Source organism: uncultured Thiodictyon sp., assembly GCA_903837595.1.
GTDB lineage: Bacteria > Pseudomonadota > Gammaproteobacteria > Chromatiales > Chromatiaceae > Thiodictyon.
Genome location: CAILVI010000358.1, coordinates 1 through 15,417 on the forward strand (window position 1 = coordinate 1; position 15,417 = coordinate 15,417).

Genomic DNA, 15,417 nt, shown 5'->3' on the forward strand with positions numbered 1-15,417 from the left:
AGCGCGTGGAGAGGCAAGCTCTGGCGTTACCGCTTTGGCGGCAGCGTGAAACTGGCCTCGAAGAATCGCGAACCCGAAAGGATTGATCGACGCGAGGTATGGACCGAGCTAGATCAATCACGGACGGACTCCAAGCGCCACACTTTATCTGCGAGATGCTGCGCGGCAGCATCGGTAACGCAGTGTCCGCGTTCACTCCACACCAGTTCACGAGTGGATGAAATGGCCGCGTTCCATCCGTAGCGCGCCGATATTTCGTCAATATGTTCATGGTTCTGAATCGCAAACCATTCATAAAATGTCATGCTGGATTACCTATACGTCAGCAGCGCCTAACACGGCGCCCCGCGGGCAGTAGCAAACCCTCCCGGCTGTCGTCATACGGGCGTTGGCGGATGGCTGCGCTGACCTGATCCTCGGCGTACCCGGCGACGATGGCCCCGAGCATCCCGGCGTCCCGGGTCTTGCCCGCCACCAGGAGGGCGTCGCGCAGCGCGGCTACCGTCCCGGCATTGATCTGCTCGCTCAATTGCTCGCGTGCCAGGTCGGCGCGATCCTCGGCATCCAGAGGACGGCGGGCGCGGTAAACGGTGGCGGTCTCGGTCATGTGTTTTTGCTCTGGTGGGTGGGCTGCGCCGTAGATGGCGCACCCTACGAGTATTAGTATAGCTAATCTATCCCCCGTACACAAGCCCCCTCTCCGGGGCGCCTGAGCTTCAACGCCTCCATCAGGATGTCTTGCACCGACCGCTTGGTCGCCAGCCGGTTAAGAATCAGCTCGTCGACGCTGTCGCGCGCCACCACGTGATATATGAACACCGGCTTGGTCTGGCCCTGTCGATGCAAGCGGGCATTGAACTGCTGGTAGTATTCCAGGTTCCAATCCGGGTTGAACCACACAATCACATTGCCCCCGTCCTGCAGGTTCAGCCCATACCCGGCGCTGCCGGGGTAGGCCAGAAGAAGCGGAATCTTGCCGCAGTTCCACCGCTGCACCACCGCCGGGTCGTCGGTCAGATCCACCGCGGCGGGGAACGCCGCGCGCAGCCGTTCGCGGTCGGAGCGGAATCGGTAGGCGACCAACACCGGGGCGCCGTGCTGATCGTCCATCAAGTCGCGCAGCGCGTCGATCTTGGCATCATGCAGATGGGTCCACGTGCCCTGGCCCTCGTCGTGATAGATCGCCCCCGCGCAAACCTGTTGGCATTTGCTACTAACCGCCGCCGCGTTGGTCGCGGTCACGTCCACCCCAGCCAGGGCGCTGAACATCCCATGCTCCAGCTCCTGGTATAACGCCCGGCTGTCGTGCGGGAGGTCCACGTGGACCGTGACAGGGTAGTAGTCGGGAAGCTGGAGGTAATCCTGCGCGCGCATCGTGAGGCAGATGTCCGCTAATGCGGCATGTATCTGCGCGTCCGCACCCGGCTTGGGCGTCCACGTGTAGCCCATAAAATCCGAGTCGAACCACCGCTGCCGGTAGGCGGACAGCGAGCGGCCTAGACGCGCGCCACGGTCCAGCAGCGCCAAGGGTGCCCAGAGGTCCAGCAGGCCGTTGGGCGCCGGGGTGCCGGTCAGCTCGACGATCCGCTCGGTCCTCCCGCGCACGCTGGCGAGGGCGCGCCAGCGGGCGGTTGAGCGGTTTTTCACCTTGGTGGCCTCGTCGAGCACCAGCATGCCGAAGGGCCAGCGCTTCCCACACGTCTTCACCAGCCAGGGCAGTTGCTCGTAGTTGATCACATAGGCGTCCGCGGGCGCTGCCAAAGCCCGCTGGCGCTGCGCGGGCGTCCCGGTGACCACGCTTACGGTCAGCCGGAAGCCCCATTTGACGACCTCCGCCGGCCAGGTCGAGCGCGCCACCCGCAGCGGCGCCACCACCAACACCCGGCGCACGTCGCCACTGTCCAACAGCGCCTCGATGGCGGAGAGGGTGATCGCGGACTTGCCGAGCCCGCACTCCATCCACAGGGCGCAATGCGTCGTCTCCAGCACGTGGGCGCGGGCGCGGCGTTGGTAGTCGTGAGGGACGAACGGTGGCATGCTCAGTCCTTCCTGTAGTACGGCCCCTCCCATCCGGAGGCGCCCAGCGGCACGCCGTCGGCCCAGGGCGGCAACGTGGTCATGTGGGTGATCAGGCGCGCCAGGGCCGTGTGGTCGTGCTCGTTGGCCAGGCAAAGAATCTCGTCGTGGACGTGGCCGATCACCTCCAGCCCCGGGTCGGCTTCGGCCCGCACCAGCCCCGCGGCCAGAATGTCGCGGGCGATGGCCTGGGTGTTGTTCTCCAGGAGCCTGCCGTGGAACGTAGCCACGCGCATGTTCTGGCCCTCGCGCTCTAGATAGCTCAACTGCTCGCGCGGCCCCCACTGGGTCTCGTCCACCTGCACGCGTGGCTCGCGATAGCCGATGCAGCGCCCGCTTGGGAGCTTGCACCAGAGGTAGCCCCGGGATGCTTGGTAGCAGCACCGCCCGGCAGGGTAGGGCGTCCCCGGGGTCCGCACCGCGCTGAACGCGGCCCGGGTGAGCCGCTCCCACAGGATCGGGATGTCGGCATAGGCGTCACGGAAGACCTGCACGTGCTTCTTCGCCTCCTCGTCGCCGATGACCAGGCCAAAACCGGTCGCGTATTTCTGCAGCCCGACCGCGCCCAGCCCGTAGACGCCGCCGAGCACCGCGGGCTTGGCCAGGTTTCGCTGCGTCTTGGTGACGGCCGCATACGGCACCCCGAAGAGGCGCGAAGCAAAATCCTTATAGGGGTCGCGGCCTTCGCGCAGCAAGGCCAAGAGGTACTCCGAATCCGCCTCCCAGGCCACCATCACGGTCTCAATCGATGCCAGGTCGGCGACGACCAACTTTTTGCCCGGGGGCGCCGCAATGGCCGAGCGGACCAAACTGCTCAGGACTTTGCTCGTGTCGAGATAGAGGACGTCGAGAAGCGCGACGTCGCCCTCGCGCACCACACTGCGGGCCGTGGCTACGTCGATGCCCTTCAGGATGCCGCGGGGCAGGTTCTGGGGCTGGAAGATGCGCCCCGCCCAGCGCCCGGTGTGCGCGCCATTGAATTGGAAAACGCCGCGAACGCGGTCGCCGGCACCCGCAGCACGGCGCAGCGCGTCATACTTGGCCGTCGAGCTGGCCGCGAGCTGCTGGCGTTGTTCGAGCACCTGCGTCACGACCATGGGCAGGTCGCCCGCCTTCAGCAGGTCGCGGACCGACTGCGCCCGCAGGTCGTCTGGCTCCACGCCCGCGTCGCGTAGCCAGGCCAGGATCTGGTCCCGGCTGTTGGGGTTGGCGACCCCCGTCAGCCCCCGGACCCGGGCCTCGGCCCGGGTCCGATTATGCTCGTCGCAGGCGATGGCGCCCGTGACCAGCGCGAGATCGACGGGCAGGCCGCGGGCGTTGATGCGCTGATCAATGGCCCACAACGCCCACTGCGAACTGAGCAGCGGCCGGAGCGCGTTCAGGGCGCGGCCGACTTCGCGCTCGGTGCGAACATCTTGCATGCAGTAGGCGCAGAACTCACCCCAGGACCCGTCCTCGGGGCCGGGCTGCGGTAGGACGATGCCCGCCGCGGCCTGCGCTTTGGTCGGCCCGGGCGGGCATGAAAACCGCCGCACCAGGCGCTTGCCGGGGTCGGACTTCTGCTCGGGGAGCTTCAGCTCGCGGGCGACCGCGCCCAGGCCCCCGGGAAGGCCCAGGCCCATGGCGTGTACCATCGTGCAGCGCCATTCTTCGGGCCTGAACTCGATGTACTGTAGGGTGCTCAGGACGGCCAGCTCAAAGGCCGCATTGTGTGCGACCTTGAGGATGCCCGGGTGGTCCAGGGCCAGGCGCAGGTCTGGCGGCATCGGGCCGGCGTGCGTCTCCCAGAGTTTCACGGGGGCGTCATCTATCGCATACGCCGCCATCAAAACGCGGGTGGATGCGTCCTGGGCATATCTCCAGGCGCCGACCGCGGGGAGATCGGCGGCGCTATAGGTCTCGATGTCAAGGTGAATCGTGGTCATGGCGGCTTTCACACCCATTTCGGTTCGCGTAGCGCCGTCGGGGTATTAGTATAGATAATTTTCACGCCGGCGCAAGCACTACGGTGCGCGTCTCGGCGCTGGCTCGCGCGGTGAGCTTGCGCATCCCAACCGTGCGTAGCCAGGCGAGCTTACTCCGGGCCTCCGCGTTATCGCGCACATCGGCCAGTGACAGCGCGTGCACGTTAATGTGGACCAGCGCGGCGGCGGCCTTGTTGACGCTTTTATGCAGCTCGCGCTGCAGCAGCGTCATGGCTTCTGTGGTCTGATGTGGCGGCGGGACTATCGTATAGCCGACCCCGCGCACATTGCTCAGGTAACGCTGATGGTTGGTCAGCAGCGCATCACGGAATCCGTCAACTTTGGTCAGCGTCTCAAAGGACAGCGCGCGAAACTGCTCCGCCGTCATGACGTCCGCGGGCGCCGAAATCTTAAGGTGCTCGTGCAGCCAGCCGTAAGTGATCAGATCGCCGTAGCGGAAGTCGGCCACCGCCTCCAGGGCCGCCTGGAGCCAGATCGGGTCCCGCGGTTGTTGCTCAATCATGATGGGTGCTCTCGTTGGTTGTGTTCCGGGCGCCCATTGACGCCCCGCGGGCGGAAATCCACGGGTCAGGACCTTGACCCTGACCGCTGAGAACTCTCAGCCACTGCTCGTCACGCGAAACCGGCCGAAGGTGCCGCCCTTCGCCGGGCGGTAATCGCCGATCCCGATGAAGTGCCCCGCGTTCTCGGCCGCCGTAATAATCTGCGCGCGCTCGGCCATGTTCTCATCAAAGAGGACCTCCACCGACAACGACCAATCGTTCAATATCGGGCGATAGCGCATGAGGCGCGCCGTCCCAACTTTCACCGCTCGGCAATCGCGACAGAGTGGGTTCTCCCACATCTTCTCTTTGGTGCTTGGCCCGGAGTGCGTGATCTTGGTCGTCTGCGCCAAGATCATTAAACACCGGTTGAAGGCGGTGCCCAACTTGTTTAATTTGGCCCCCTCAACGATGGCGCTTTTGACGTTCGTGGTCGGGATCACGATGCCGGCCCCGGGATAAAACGCCAGCATGTACTCAGAGCGAGCGATGGCAATGTGGTCCTCGTCGACCTTTTTGCGCTTGATCGTCAACGCTTTATGCGCCACCGTCGCGGGCGCGAGCGGGTTAGCGCCGACGTCGGAATGGAGCAACATCGGAGACTCGCCAATGAGGGTGAGAGTGAGAGACTGCATTTTGTGTACCTATTGAGTGAATGCGCCTTGCGGCGCCCTTGCCGTGCCGCGCCCTTGGTGGAAACCCACCGGTCAGGACCTTGACCCTGACCGCTGAGGATTCCTCAGCCCTGCACCAGAGCCAGCCTCATCGGCTGATCCCGGATTCCAAGCACTTCGGCCGCAAGCTCCAACTCGCGGACAAACAGACCCTTGAGCTTCCCATACCCCCCGGCGATCCGAAACTGATGGCCCGGCGATAACCGCAACCGATCGACAATCCGCTCATCGCAAAAGAGCTTGGTGTACGCCCTGGCCGTCCGTGCGGACACCTTCGCAGACTTTGCAAGTTCTTGATTCGTCATCCATTGTCCAGAGTTTTTCAGCGCGAAGTAACAGCGCACCCGATGGGCGCTAATGTCGGTCCCGGCGCGACCGTACAGGTCGGCTACCGGCTGGCCGACGCGATAGGCACCGGTCTTGCGGATGCTCGGCAATATGTCCTCGACCACCAGGCGCTCAAAGTCCTGGGCACTCGGCAAGGTGGACCCGAATATCAGGCGGTACAGGTCCGGTTCGCGGATGACGCGGACATCCTGGGGGCGCCCCAAGGCGTCTTGGATGGGGTGCAATTCCTGCACCCCACGACAGTGGGACTTGATCGCGGTTGTCGGGTCCTTGTAGCCAAGGGCTTCGGCAACGTCCTTAGCGACGAACAGCGGTTCTCCGTGGTCGTCGGTCAGGACACGGACTTGATGGGACTCGAAGGAAAATGGGGTTATGCTTTTAGCCATGGAGATACCTCATTACTATTTGCTCTGGTGGAAACCCACCGGTCAGCGCGGACCCTGACCGCTGAGGATTCGCGCAATGCGCCCTCCGTGGCGCGCACCCGCTCAGAACGGGATGTCGTCATCCAACTCCGCGGCGTTGTTCATCGCCGGCCCGAAGTCGTCCTCGGGACGGGTCCGGGAACCGCCCAGCGGGTCGCCTTTCTCGAGGACTTGCACATTGTTCAGCCCGAACGAGACTCCGATCCGTTTGTTATCGTAGGCGTACGCATTGAGCGACACCCGGCAATAGTCGCCCGACTGGAAGTCCTCGCGGCTCATGATCGGGTTCAACTGCGCGTCGACCACCCCGGGCTTATGGCTGGACTTCACATTGATCACGTAGTGGCCCTCGCACTCGGGGCCGTAATCCCCGCCATTGGGTTTGGGGCCGTCGCCGTCGTGGACGGGTTTTTGCACGCCCTGCGGAACCCGGCTCGGCCACTTCATGGCGATGGCGGTGTCCACCGCGCCCTTGATAGCGGCCAGGGTGTTTTTGTCGTTCTTGGGGATCAGCACGGTCATGCTGTATTCCTCTTTCCCTGAGAGTTCGTTGAGGCGGGGCTCAATGACGTTGACGTAGGAGGCGCGGCATTTGCCGGTGACGACCTTGAGCAGGGCGGCGGTGTTGGTTTGAGCGGACATGGTATTTTCCTCGTTTATGCAGCTTCGGCAAAATCATTGCGGGCGTTTTGCGCGGTGTTTAGCGCCGGGCGGCGGTCAGCCTCCGGGACCAAGGTCGGCTTGCCCGGGGGTTTGATCGTCAAGGGTTCCATCACAGGGGCGGCGGTCTTTTTACCGCCCAGGAGCTTTTCGGCCTCCGTGATGCCGATGAGTTTTTCCACGATGTAGTCGGTCTTGGGGTATTTGAGCTTGCGCAGGGCCGCGATGGTCTTCGCTTCGTCCGCCCACATCCGCACACTGCGGCCCTCCACCAGCTTGTAACCAGGGACCGGGCGGCCCTCTAGGGCTTGCGTCGCGCAGTAGTCCTGTACGTCCTTGGCCCAGGCGGTCAGCTCGTCCAGGTGTGGCAGTAGCCCGGCCAGCGTCGCCAGGCTCAGGGTGCCGGGTGCCGGCGTCGGCGGCTCCCCGGGGGAGGCGAAGTCGCGCCGGGCCACCGCCAGGTTGCTCCGGGCGCGCTCCGGGCAGACGGCCTTGGCGCGGCAGAATCGGCACTGTTTCTCCCCGGGCACCAGGGGCGCGTCGGGTTGGTCGACCCGCTGGGCGGCGAGCTTGACTTCCTCGCCCCAGGCGAGCAGCTCGGCCACGCTCAGGGTCTCGACGCTGACATGGTCCATGCGCGGTTGAACGATGTGCATTTCCACCGTCTTGATATCCTCAAACGGCGAGAAGGCGTGCAGCGCACCCAGGCCATACAGCCGGGTTTGCGGGTTGGCGTTGGCATCGACGCGCACGCCGGCGCCATGCTTGTAATCGAGTGACCGCAGGACGCCACCCCCGACCAGGATCGCGTCCGAGGTCCCGAATCCCTCGGGTACCCACTGGCGCAGGTCCAGGCGCTGTTCGACGTAGCAGGCGGTGTCCGGGCCGATCATGCCCTGCACGTAGTCGAGGTAGACCTGGACCGCCAGGCGCATGTCCGTGGTCCACGCGGCCCCGCAGGCGGCGGCCACGGCGTCAGGGGCATCCGCCGCGGCCACGTCGTGGTCCCAGCACCATTCGGCCAGCATGTGCGCGGCGCTGCCCTCCTGGGCATACGTGCTGGTCTGGTCGGGCTGGGTCGCCTCCAGGCGCACCGACCCGGGGCAGGGAATCCAGCGATGGGCGCCCGAGCAACTCAGGCGAGCGTGGGCGCTCATGCGGCCTCCAGCGCCGCGGCGCTGCGCATGACGGCGGGGTAGTGTTGCTCCGCAATCAATGGCAACCGATCGACCCCGTAGGCCGCGATGATGGCCATGAGCTGGTCGCGCTTCCCCCGGCTGGAGAGGTCGCGGAATTTCGCCCGCAGGACCTCCAGCGTGATTTTGTCGGCGGGCTCGGGCTCAGGGGCGGCGGTTTGCTGCGCTTCGGGCGCGGCCTCAGTGTCCGCCCGGGAGGTCTGCGGGGTTGCCGCGGCGTGCGCGGGCGGCGTCACGGTCGTGGTGGCAGCACTCGGCGTGCCGGTGGTCATGCCCGCCAGCGGCCGGGCGGTGGCCACCTCCCCCAGCGCGACGAGGCGCTCCAGGGCCTCGGCGATGCGGGTCAGATCGGTCTCGATGGTCATGATTAATGGTCTCCTGGGTTAAAGGGCGGCGGCGTCGCGCATCGCGCGCAGGTAGCAGCCGGGGCACAGCAGCCGGTCGGCGTGGGCGAACGCGGCCACTTGATTGCAGGCGGGCGCGGCGCAGTACCGGACGGTCTCGATGACGTGGTGGCCGCCGTCGGCGTCACGCGCCGAGTCGATGGCAAGGCCCGCGTAAGCCAAGGCCGCGGTGACCCGCGACAGGGCGATGTGGTCGGGGATGTACAGACGTTGCATGTGCGGACCCCCTTAAGCGGCGCGGGTGCGGGCGGTCGCCAGGCGTAGGGCCTGGATCAGGGCCGCTGCGGTGCTGGCCTGCGCGGCCAGGGCTTCGGCATACGCCTCGCCCAAGGCCAGGTTGTCCGGGCGCCGGCGGCAGGCGGCGGCCAAGCGGGTCCGACACATATAGGCGCTGACGTGCTCTTCCTGGCAGGCGAGGAGGTCGTGCGGGGTCATGGCCGCGGCTCCGCGGTAACGCCGATCAAGGCGTCCGCGAGCAGGTAGTCGATCTTGCGCGCGGCCTCGCGGGGGATCTGGCGCAGGGCCGCGTCCAGGGGCAGGGTCCCAAGGATCGCGCGGTAGCTCAGTGCCCGGGGGGTGCCCACGAACATGCCCTCGCAATACTCGGTGCGCGGGGCGGGTTGGTTCATGGCCGCGCCTCCACCAGGAGGTCGGACAGGCCCGCGGCCAGGGCGAGCAGTGGGAACAGGGCGGCGATCCAGACGGTCAGCACGACCAGGGTTTCGAGGGTCCCGAGGTTCATGTTCATGGTGTGGTGTTTAGCGGTTTGGCGTTGGTGTGGTTATATAGTAGCCCCAGCTATTTTTGGAGTCAATATCCGGGCTAATATATTTTTTCACCGCACGAAAACAGCCCACCGGCACGTCCAGCGCCTCCCGGCAGGCAAAGAAGGTGACGGCGTCGGTGTTGAGCGGGATATGCCCGTTCAAATACTGCCCGACGTTCCCCTGGGTGCAGCCCGTCATCGGTGTATCTGCGTTGATCCTGGCTGGGCAGGAGAAGATTAATAGTTTGCCTGCTAAACTTCCACCCGCTCAGCTATTGACTAAAGCAATCTCCCAGCTAATATGTCCAAGCATGGACCTACGCACGTACCTGAAGACCACATCCACCACCCAGGCGGCATTCGCCGAGAAACTCCACGTCTCCCAGGGCACCGTGGCGCATTGGCTTTGCAACCGGGTGCGCGTCCCCGCGGAGCGCCTGCTCGATATCGAGCAGGCCACGGACGGCCAGGTCACCGCCCAGGAGATGCGCCAAGACCTGGCACCACTGTTCTGCCCGCGGGCGCCCGGCGGCGCCCCTTTGCCGCCCTTGGGGTGCCTTCCGGGCACCTGAGAGGCGGCTTTTCTGTGCCTGGAGCCCCGCCAATGAGCCTCGCCAAACCCGATCTCCACCTCCGCCTGTGTGAGGAAGCCCGCGGCGTGCTGCGCCTGCTGGCCGAGGTGGAAGGGCTGCCCGACAGCGCCCTGGCCGCGCGCTATCTCGAAGAATCCCTGCTGGGACGGTTCTACGCCATAAAAGTAGCCGCCACGCGCGCAGCGCGTTTGGGAATCCACGGGAGCTTGGGGGAGTACTGACGGTGTTTGACCTTCCACCACCCAGGGCGGCCGGTGCGTGCGCCCAGTGCCGCGCCTGGGTGGCGCCCCTGCAAGGGCCGCGCGACCACGGCCACTGCGAGCGCCTGACCACCCCCATGGGCGAGGGCTGCCTGCTGCCGCGCCAGCGCCACCACGCGCGGCTGGACGGCGACAGCCGGGCGGCGCTGATAGGAGCGCCCTGATGGCCGATGACGCCGACCGCGCCCAAGAGATGATCGAGCGCACGCTGGAGGAGGCGATTCGGGTGGCCCGCGGGCCGGGGCGGTCCCTGCGCGGCACCCACTGCCAAGACTGTGGCGACGCGCTGGCGCCGCACCGGCGGCCTTATGGGCGCTGCATCGAGTGCCAGGAGCGGGCGGAGCACCGCGCCACCCGGTACCCCCGAGCGGGGGACCCGCGGGGCTAAACCCACGTATCGCAGGAGGAGAAACCGATTCGGCGCGCCCTAACGCGCCCCCACATTTGACATCCTCGCCGACCTGAAGGACGGCGATTCCTACGGCGCTACGCGCAAGCAAGCTCGCGAATAGTCGCTTCGGCGGGTTCCTGGGCCGACGCTCCAATGAGCGAAGTATCTCCGCAGGCTAACCGGGCGTGTCCCGCCCTTAGAACATTGATCGCGCCGACCAAATCGGCGTTCTCCTCGAAACCACATGTCAACGCCCGGGGGGACTGCCCCGGGCGTTGACTCACCAGCCGCACACAACCGGAGAGCATCTAGTGATACCGCAAATTCTATCACACGGTGTCCTGGGGAGTCTATCCCCAGGGCAAAAAACGAACGTCGTCTCAATGCCCGCCCGGGCGCCGCTCCTGCACGACGGGCCCGTGCAAATCTCCGTCGGCGATAGCCGCTTCTGCGTGAACTGGCTCGCCAAGACCGTGCCGTGGTCGCGGCTGGTCGCGCGCATCTGCGAGGTGACGCGTACCGCCGAGACCCAGGCCGAATACCTGGCGATGCCAAAATCCAAGCAGGACGAGATCAAGGACATCGGCGGCTTCGTCGGCGGGACGCTGGCCGGGCCGCGGCGCGTCGCCAAGGCGGTCCTGACCCGCACCCTGCTGAGCCTGGACGGCGATTACGCCGACCCCGAGCTGGTTTTCGAGCTGGAGAACGTGGCCCCCTACGCCTGGGCGCTCTACAGCACCCACAAGCATACCGGGGGGCTCAAGGGCTACCGCCTGCGCGTGCTGATCCCGCTGTCCCGGCCGGTGACCGGGGACGAGTATCAGGCGATCAGCCGCTGGGTCGCGGCGCAGCTGGGGATCGAGAAGTGGGACGATACTACCCACGAGCCACACCGGCTGTTTTACTGGCCCTCATGCTCGCAGGATGCGCCCTTCCTGAGCCGGTTCGGGGACGCCCCGTGGCTCGATCCGGACGTGATCCGGGCGGCCTACGGCGGCCCTGAGGCGTGGCGCGACGCCAGCCGCTGGCCGGTCCCGACGACCTTCAACCGGCACCTCCAGCACGAGGTCAAACACGCCGGTGACCCCACTGAGAAGCCCGGTCTGATCGGCGCCTTTTGCCGGCGCTGGGGCATCCACGAGGCGATCCGCGAGTTCTTAGGCGATGTCTATACGCCGGGGCCGGGCGCCGACCGCTACACCTACACCGCCGGGTCGTCAGCCGGCGGGGTCGTCGTCTATGAGGGCAAGTGGGTCTACTCCCACCACGGCACCGACCCGGTGTCGGGGCGGCTCTGCAACGCCTGGGACGTGGTGCGGCTGCATCGCTTCGGACACGAGGATGAGAAGGCGCCTGCGGATACCCCGGTCAATCGGCTCCCCTCGACCGTCGGCATGCAGGATTGGGCGCGGGGTCTCGATGCCATCAAGCACCAACTGGTCGCCGACCGGATGGCCGCCGCGGCGGCCGACTTCGGTGGGCGGGCCGTGCTCGCACCCGTTGACGCGGGGCCGCCGGACGAGAGTTGGCAGACCCAGCTGGAGCTGGATCGGCGCAATCAGATCCTCCCCACACGTGCCAACTATGCGCTCATCCTGACCCATGACGAGCGGCTGCGCCGGCGGATGCGCCACAACCTGTTTCTGGATGCCCCCTGCGCCGTCGGAAACCTACCCTGGCAGGAGCACCCGGGCGAGCGGGAATGGGTGGACGCCGATGACGCGGGGCTGCGCTGCTACCTGGAGCACACGTGGCGCGTCCCGATCCATATGGCACCGCTCGCGGACGCCCATTCCCAGGTCCTCGCCGCCCAAGCTGTGCACCCGGTGCGCAGCTATCTCACCAGCCTGACCTGGGACGGGGTTCCCCGTCTCGATACCTGGATCATCGACTCGATCGGCGCGGTGAACTGCCCCTACGTGCGCGCGGTCAGCCGCAAGCTTCTCATCGCGGGGGTGGCCCGCATCATGGCGCCCGGCTGCAAGGCGGATTACATGCTGCTGCTCATCGGGGGCCAGGGCACGGGCAAGTCGACCCTGGTGCAGGTGATGGGCGGCCCTTGGGCGTCTGACAGCCTCTTCAGTGTGCACGGCAAAGAGGGCTACGAGGCCCTGCGCGGCGCGTGGCTCGTGGAGGTGGCCGAGCTGAGTGCCACGCGCAAGAGCGATGTCGAGGCGGTCAAGCGCTTCCTGACCCAGGGCACCGACCGCTACCGCGAGGCCTACGGCCGGCGGGTGCGCAGCTACCCGCGTCAATGCGTGTTCTTCGGCACCACCAATGACGTCGCCCCACTGGTCGATCCGACGGGCGAGCGGCGCTATTGGCCGGTGGTCGTGACGAGTGAGCGGCCCGTGCAGGTCTGGGCGCCAGAGCTGAACGCCGTCCGCGACCAGCTGTGGGCCGAGGCGGTCTGCATGTACGCGGACGGCGAAGTCCACGTGCTCACGCCGGAGTTGGAGCAGCAAGCGGCGCTGGTGCAGGCCCAACACCGCAGTGATGATGGCCTAGAGGGGGTGATCCGCGCGTGGCTGGAGAAACCCATCCCGATGGGCTGGTACGAGTGGCCGGAGTCACAGCAACAGACGTACATCCACGGGGGGTTCCCCTACGACGGTCCGCTGACCCCCCGGTCCCGAGTCTGCGCCCGGGAGGTCTGGGTTGAGTGCCTGGGCGGAAAACAGAGCCTGTGTCCGCCCTTTGAGATTCGGCGCATCAACGACGCGCTACGGCACATCGAGGGGTGGCGCTATGGCCCGATCCGGCACCCCGTCTATGGCGGGAGCCAGGTCGTACGGGGCTTCAGCAAGGTCGTGTTGGAGCGTGAACCGGGCTGCGACGACGTGCCGTTCTAAGCCCCCCGCCCCGCCGTGGCGCCTCCGGGCGGCCCCACCCCAGCCGGATAGGCTCGGAGTGGGGCCGCCCGGCGTCGTTTGGGCGGCCTTTGGGCCGGGGCTACGAAAAAAAGGGCGTAACCATGTAACCACCAAGAGCCAAGATTTCGGTTTATCCGATGGATTAGGGGCGGCTTGCGGGGCATGGCCGCGGGGGCGGCCACGCCGGGGGGCGGCGGGGCGGCCGAGGGGCCGAAGTTACGGAAGAGGGGGGTTTGTAACCGAGTAACCGCCAATAGCCCCCGATTGCTGCTTCTCATGTGGATTAGGTGCACAGGTGGGGCATAACCGGGTTACGCTAAAAGTTACGTTTTTGTTACGGGGATTTCCTCTTATTTTCTTTTATTATCTTATATTTATAAATATTGTAACTTGTTACTTTAGGATTATTAGGTTGGTAGTAAATTCAATTAGGCATCTATATTACTTATATATTCTATGGTCTAGTACACAAATAGAAGGAAAACGCTGAATCCGAGGGGGTCAGGAAAGCCACGTGCTACAACGTTACCGTTACAGACCCCGCGGCAGCGAACGCTTCGACTTGCGTATCTCGACCAATTAGCTAAACTAATCCAACCCGCGCCCCCGCGCCTACCCGCAGCGAGCCCCACGCCATGACACCGGCACCTTCCACCACCCGCGCCGCGGCCACCGTGCCGGTGGCGCCTCCTCTGGAGACCCCCCGGTTCGAGGGGCGGCGCCTGCGCGTCTTCAACCTCGACGCCCGCCCCTGGTTCAACCTGTACGACCTGCTGGACGCCATGAAGGCGCGTATCACGTTCCACCGGGCGCTCGCCGACATCACCGCGCGGCTGGGTCCGTGGCATCTCGCCCACCGCCCCGGGATCGGGTGGCTGGTCTCGGCGCCCGCGGCCACCCTCCTGACGCTGCGCCCGCAGGCCGGCACCTGTTTGCGCCTGTATCACTTCGTCCAAGACGCGGTGTTCCCGGTCATCGGCGACACCCGCGGCCCCCCCGCCCCAACGCCCCCGCCCGCGGTCGTCGCGCTCGCGCCCGCGCCCGCCGCGGCCGGGCTGCTCGCCGTGGCGTCCGATCTGCGCTGCGTACTGCCCGCGTCCTGCGTGCTCACGGATAGCGCGGTGCTGCATAGCCACAGCGCCCCCCGCGCCAAGCGCACGCTGGACGGCCCACCAGGCCGGGCCGCCTACGCCCGGCAGATGGACCGGCGCCGCCTGCCGGCGATCGTGGTGGACGCCGCGCGGCCCCTGAGCGTCACCTTCGACTGGCTGGTGCCCGGCGCCTACACCCCGCAGGAGCAGCGCGGCCTGTATGCGCGGCTGACGCCGCTGTGCCCGGGCTACCGGGGCGTCCGCGGGCGGCGCGAGCCGCCGTTCACGACGGACGCCTCCTACGAGCCGATTTACGGCTTCAAATCCCTGGGGGATGCGGTTGGGTGGGCGGATACCCTGGCCCAGACGGCTTACGCCTACCTGGCGCCCCTGCGCGAGCCCTGGTGAGCGCGCCATGAGCACCGGCCCCGAGCGCGCGATCGAACAGCACCTGGCCGCGCTCGTGCGCGCGGCCGGCGGCATCGCCTACAAGTGGTCCTCGCCCGGGCGCCCCGGTGTGCCCGATCGTCTGGTGATCCTGCCGGGCGCCCCGGCGCGCGTGATCGGGGTCGAAGTCAAAGCCCCCGGCAAACGCCCCACCGTGCTCCAGGCGCGCGTCCTGGCGGCCCTGGCGGCCCTGGGCGTGGAGGTGGCGGTGGTGGATAGCCGCGCGGCGGCGCAGGCGCTGGTGGCCTCGGTGGCCCCCGAGGCGGCGTCGACGTCTTCGTGCGCGCGCAAGAAATAGCTGTGCTAGTATCACCCCAGCAACCGAGGTATGCCTGATGACCGAGAGTGCGTTGACGCTCACCGCCGCCTACGCTGACTGCCTCCACCTGGACGCAGCCGGCTGTGGGCCGGCATCACCCCAGATGCGCGAGGCGTGGGAGCGCCTGCGGCGGCTGGCCCTGCAGCGCGTCCAGGGCGGGGTGGTCCCGGACCCCGCGGACGTGTCCTTCGCGTTGGACCGCGAAGCGGACTCACCCCCTGGTTTGGGCGACGACGGACCGCCTGACGCGGGGGATCGCTGATGGTGGGTACCGCCGGTAGGGCGGGAACGGCAACACCTAAAAATGCGAAAGCGCGTGGAGAGGCAAGCTCTGGCGTTACCGCTTGGGCGGCAGCGTGAAACTGGC

Annotated in this window: 23 protein-coding genes; 8 read left to right on the forward strand and 15 right to left on the reverse strand. The window is 66.6% G+C overall.

Annotated elements, in window-relative coordinates:
* Positions 1-113: 113 nt before the first annotated feature.
* The 15 genes from QZY44_RS20260 to QZY44_RS20330 form a co-directional block, all read right to left on the reverse strand.
* Entirely contained in the window at positions 114-305 is a 192-nt protein-coding gene (locus QZY44_RS20260) for a hypothetical protein (RefSeq protein WP_295450891.1), read from the reverse strand.
* A gap of 17 nt (positions 306-322) precedes the next feature.
* A complete protein-coding gene (locus QZY44_RS20265; RefSeq protein WP_295450894.1) occupies positions 323-607 on the reverse strand; it encodes a hypothetical protein in 285 nt (94 codons plus the stop codon).
* Positions 608-669: 62 nt separating this feature from the next.
* Complete coding sequence (locus QZY44_RS20270; protein ID WP_295450897.1) at positions 670-2,037, reverse strand: DEAD/DEAH box helicase; 1,368 nt, start codon at positions 2,035-2,037, stop codon at positions 670-672.
* A 2-nt stretch (positions 2,038-2,039) separates the two neighbouring features.
* Positions 2,040-4,001 carry a DNA polymerase gene (locus tag QZY44_RS20275; RefSeq protein ID WP_295450900.1) on the reverse strand — a complete coding sequence of 654 codons (1,962 nt, stop codon included), beginning with the start codon at positions 3,999-4,001 and terminating at the stop codon, positions 2,040-2,042.
* A gap of 61 nt (positions 4,002-4,062) precedes the next feature.
* On the reverse strand, positions 4,063-4,563 hold the full coding sequence (locus QZY44_RS20280) for a hypothetical protein (RefSeq protein WP_295450903.1): 501 nt from the start codon (positions 4,561-4,563) through the stop codon (positions 4,063-4,065).
* 96 nt (positions 4,564-4,659) lie between these two features.
* Complete coding sequence (locus tag QZY44_RS20285; RefSeq protein ID WP_295450906.1) at positions 4,660-5,136, reverse strand: hypothetical protein; 477 nt, start codon at positions 5,134-5,136, stop codon at positions 4,660-4,662.
* Positions 5,137-5,342: 206 nt separating this feature from the next.
* A complete protein-coding gene (locus tag QZY44_RS20290; RefSeq protein ID WP_295450908.1) occupies positions 5,343-6,011 on the reverse strand; it encodes a BRO family protein in 669 nt (222 codons plus the stop codon).
* A 102-nt stretch (positions 6,012-6,113) separates the two neighbouring features.
* Positions 6,114-6,692, reverse strand: a complete 579-nt coding sequence (locus QZY44_RS20295) for a DUF2815 family protein (protein ID WP_295450912.1) — start codon at positions 6,690-6,692, stop codon at positions 6,114-6,116.
* A 14-nt stretch (positions 6,693-6,706) separates the two neighbouring features.
* Complete coding sequence (locus QZY44_RS20300) at positions 6,707-7,867, reverse strand: DUF2800 domain-containing protein (protein ID WP_295450915.1); 1,161 nt, start codon at positions 7,865-7,867, stop codon at positions 6,707-6,709.
* A complete protein-coding gene (locus tag QZY44_RS20305; protein WP_295450918.1) occupies positions 7,864-8,271 on the reverse strand; it encodes a hypothetical protein in 408 nt (135 codons plus the stop codon). Before QZY44_RS20305 ends, QZY44_RS20300 begins: the two co-directional genes overlap by 4 nt.
* A gap of 18 nt (positions 8,272-8,289) precedes the next feature.
* Positions 8,290-8,526 carry a hypothetical protein gene (locus QZY44_RS20310; RefSeq protein WP_295450921.1) on the reverse strand — a complete coding sequence of 79 codons (237 nt, stop codon included), beginning with the start codon at positions 8,524-8,526 and terminating at the stop codon, positions 8,290-8,292.
* 12 nt (positions 8,527-8,538) lie between these two features.
* Complete coding sequence (locus QZY44_RS20315) at positions 8,539-8,745, reverse strand: hypothetical protein (protein ID WP_295450924.1); 207 nt, start codon at positions 8,743-8,745, stop codon at positions 8,539-8,541.
* Positions 8,742-8,939, reverse strand: a complete 198-nt coding sequence (locus QZY44_RS20320) for a hypothetical protein (protein ID WP_295450927.1) — start codon at positions 8,937-8,939, stop codon at positions 8,742-8,744. Before QZY44_RS20320 ends, QZY44_RS20315 begins: the two co-directional genes overlap by 4 nt.
* A complete protein-coding gene (locus tag QZY44_RS20325) occupies positions 8,936-9,058 on the reverse strand; it encodes a hypothetical protein (RefSeq protein ID WP_295450929.1) in 123 nt (40 codons plus the stop codon). Before QZY44_RS20325 ends, QZY44_RS20320 begins: the two co-directional genes overlap by 4 nt.
* A 10-nt stretch (positions 9,059-9,068) precedes the next feature.
* A complete protein-coding gene (locus QZY44_RS20330; RefSeq protein WP_295450934.1) occupies positions 9,069-9,275 on the reverse strand; it encodes a hypothetical protein in 207 nt (68 codons plus the stop codon).
* Between the two features lie 112 nt (positions 9,276-9,387).
* Here QZY44_RS20330 and QZY44_RS20335 point away from each other — a divergent pair, with 112 nt between their 5' ends.
* The 8 genes from QZY44_RS20335 (at position 9,388) to QZY44_RS20370 (ending at position 15,312) form a co-directional block, all read left to right on the forward strand.
* The gene (locus QZY44_RS20335) at positions 9,388-9,648 is read left to right on the forward strand and encodes a YdaS family helix-turn-helix protein (RefSeq protein ID WP_295450939.1); all 261 of its coding nucleotides are present in this window, start codon (positions 9,388-9,390) and stop codon (positions 9,646-9,648) included.
* A gap of 32 nt (positions 9,649-9,680) precedes the next feature.
* Entirely contained in the window at positions 9,681-9,890 is a 210-nt protein-coding gene (locus QZY44_RS20340) for a hypothetical protein (protein ID WP_295450942.1), read from the forward strand.
* Between the two features lie 2 nt (positions 9,891-9,892).
* Positions 9,893-10,093, forward strand: a complete 201-nt coding sequence (locus QZY44_RS20345) for a hypothetical protein (RefSeq protein WP_295450945.1) — start codon at positions 9,893-9,895, stop codon at positions 10,091-10,093.
* On the forward strand, positions 10,093-10,317 hold the full coding sequence (locus tag QZY44_RS20350; protein WP_295450948.1) for a hypothetical protein: 225 nt from the start codon (positions 10,093-10,095) through the stop codon (positions 10,315-10,317). Before QZY44_RS20345 ends, QZY44_RS20350 begins: the two co-directional genes overlap by 1 nt.
* A 422-nt stretch (positions 10,318-10,739) precedes the next feature.
* A complete protein-coding gene (locus tag QZY44_RS20355) occupies positions 10,740-13,172 on the forward strand; it encodes a virulence-associated E family protein (RefSeq protein ID WP_295450951.1) in 2,433 nt (810 codons plus the stop codon).
* Between the two features lie 656 nt (positions 13,173-13,828).
* Positions 13,829-14,692, forward strand: a complete 864-nt coding sequence (locus QZY44_RS20360) for a hypothetical protein (protein WP_295450954.1) — start codon at positions 13,829-13,831, stop codon at positions 14,690-14,692.
* A 7-nt stretch (positions 14,693-14,699) separates the two neighbouring features.
* Entirely contained in the window at positions 14,700-15,029 is a 330-nt protein-coding gene (locus QZY44_RS20365; RefSeq protein ID WP_295450956.1) for a VRR-NUC domain-containing protein, read from the forward strand.
* Between the two features lie 37 nt (positions 15,030-15,066).
* On the forward strand, positions 15,067-15,312 hold the full coding sequence (locus QZY44_RS20370) for a hypothetical protein (RefSeq protein WP_295450958.1): 246 nt from the start codon (positions 15,067-15,069) through the stop codon (positions 15,310-15,312).
* Positions 15,313-15,417 lie beyond the last annotated feature (105 nt).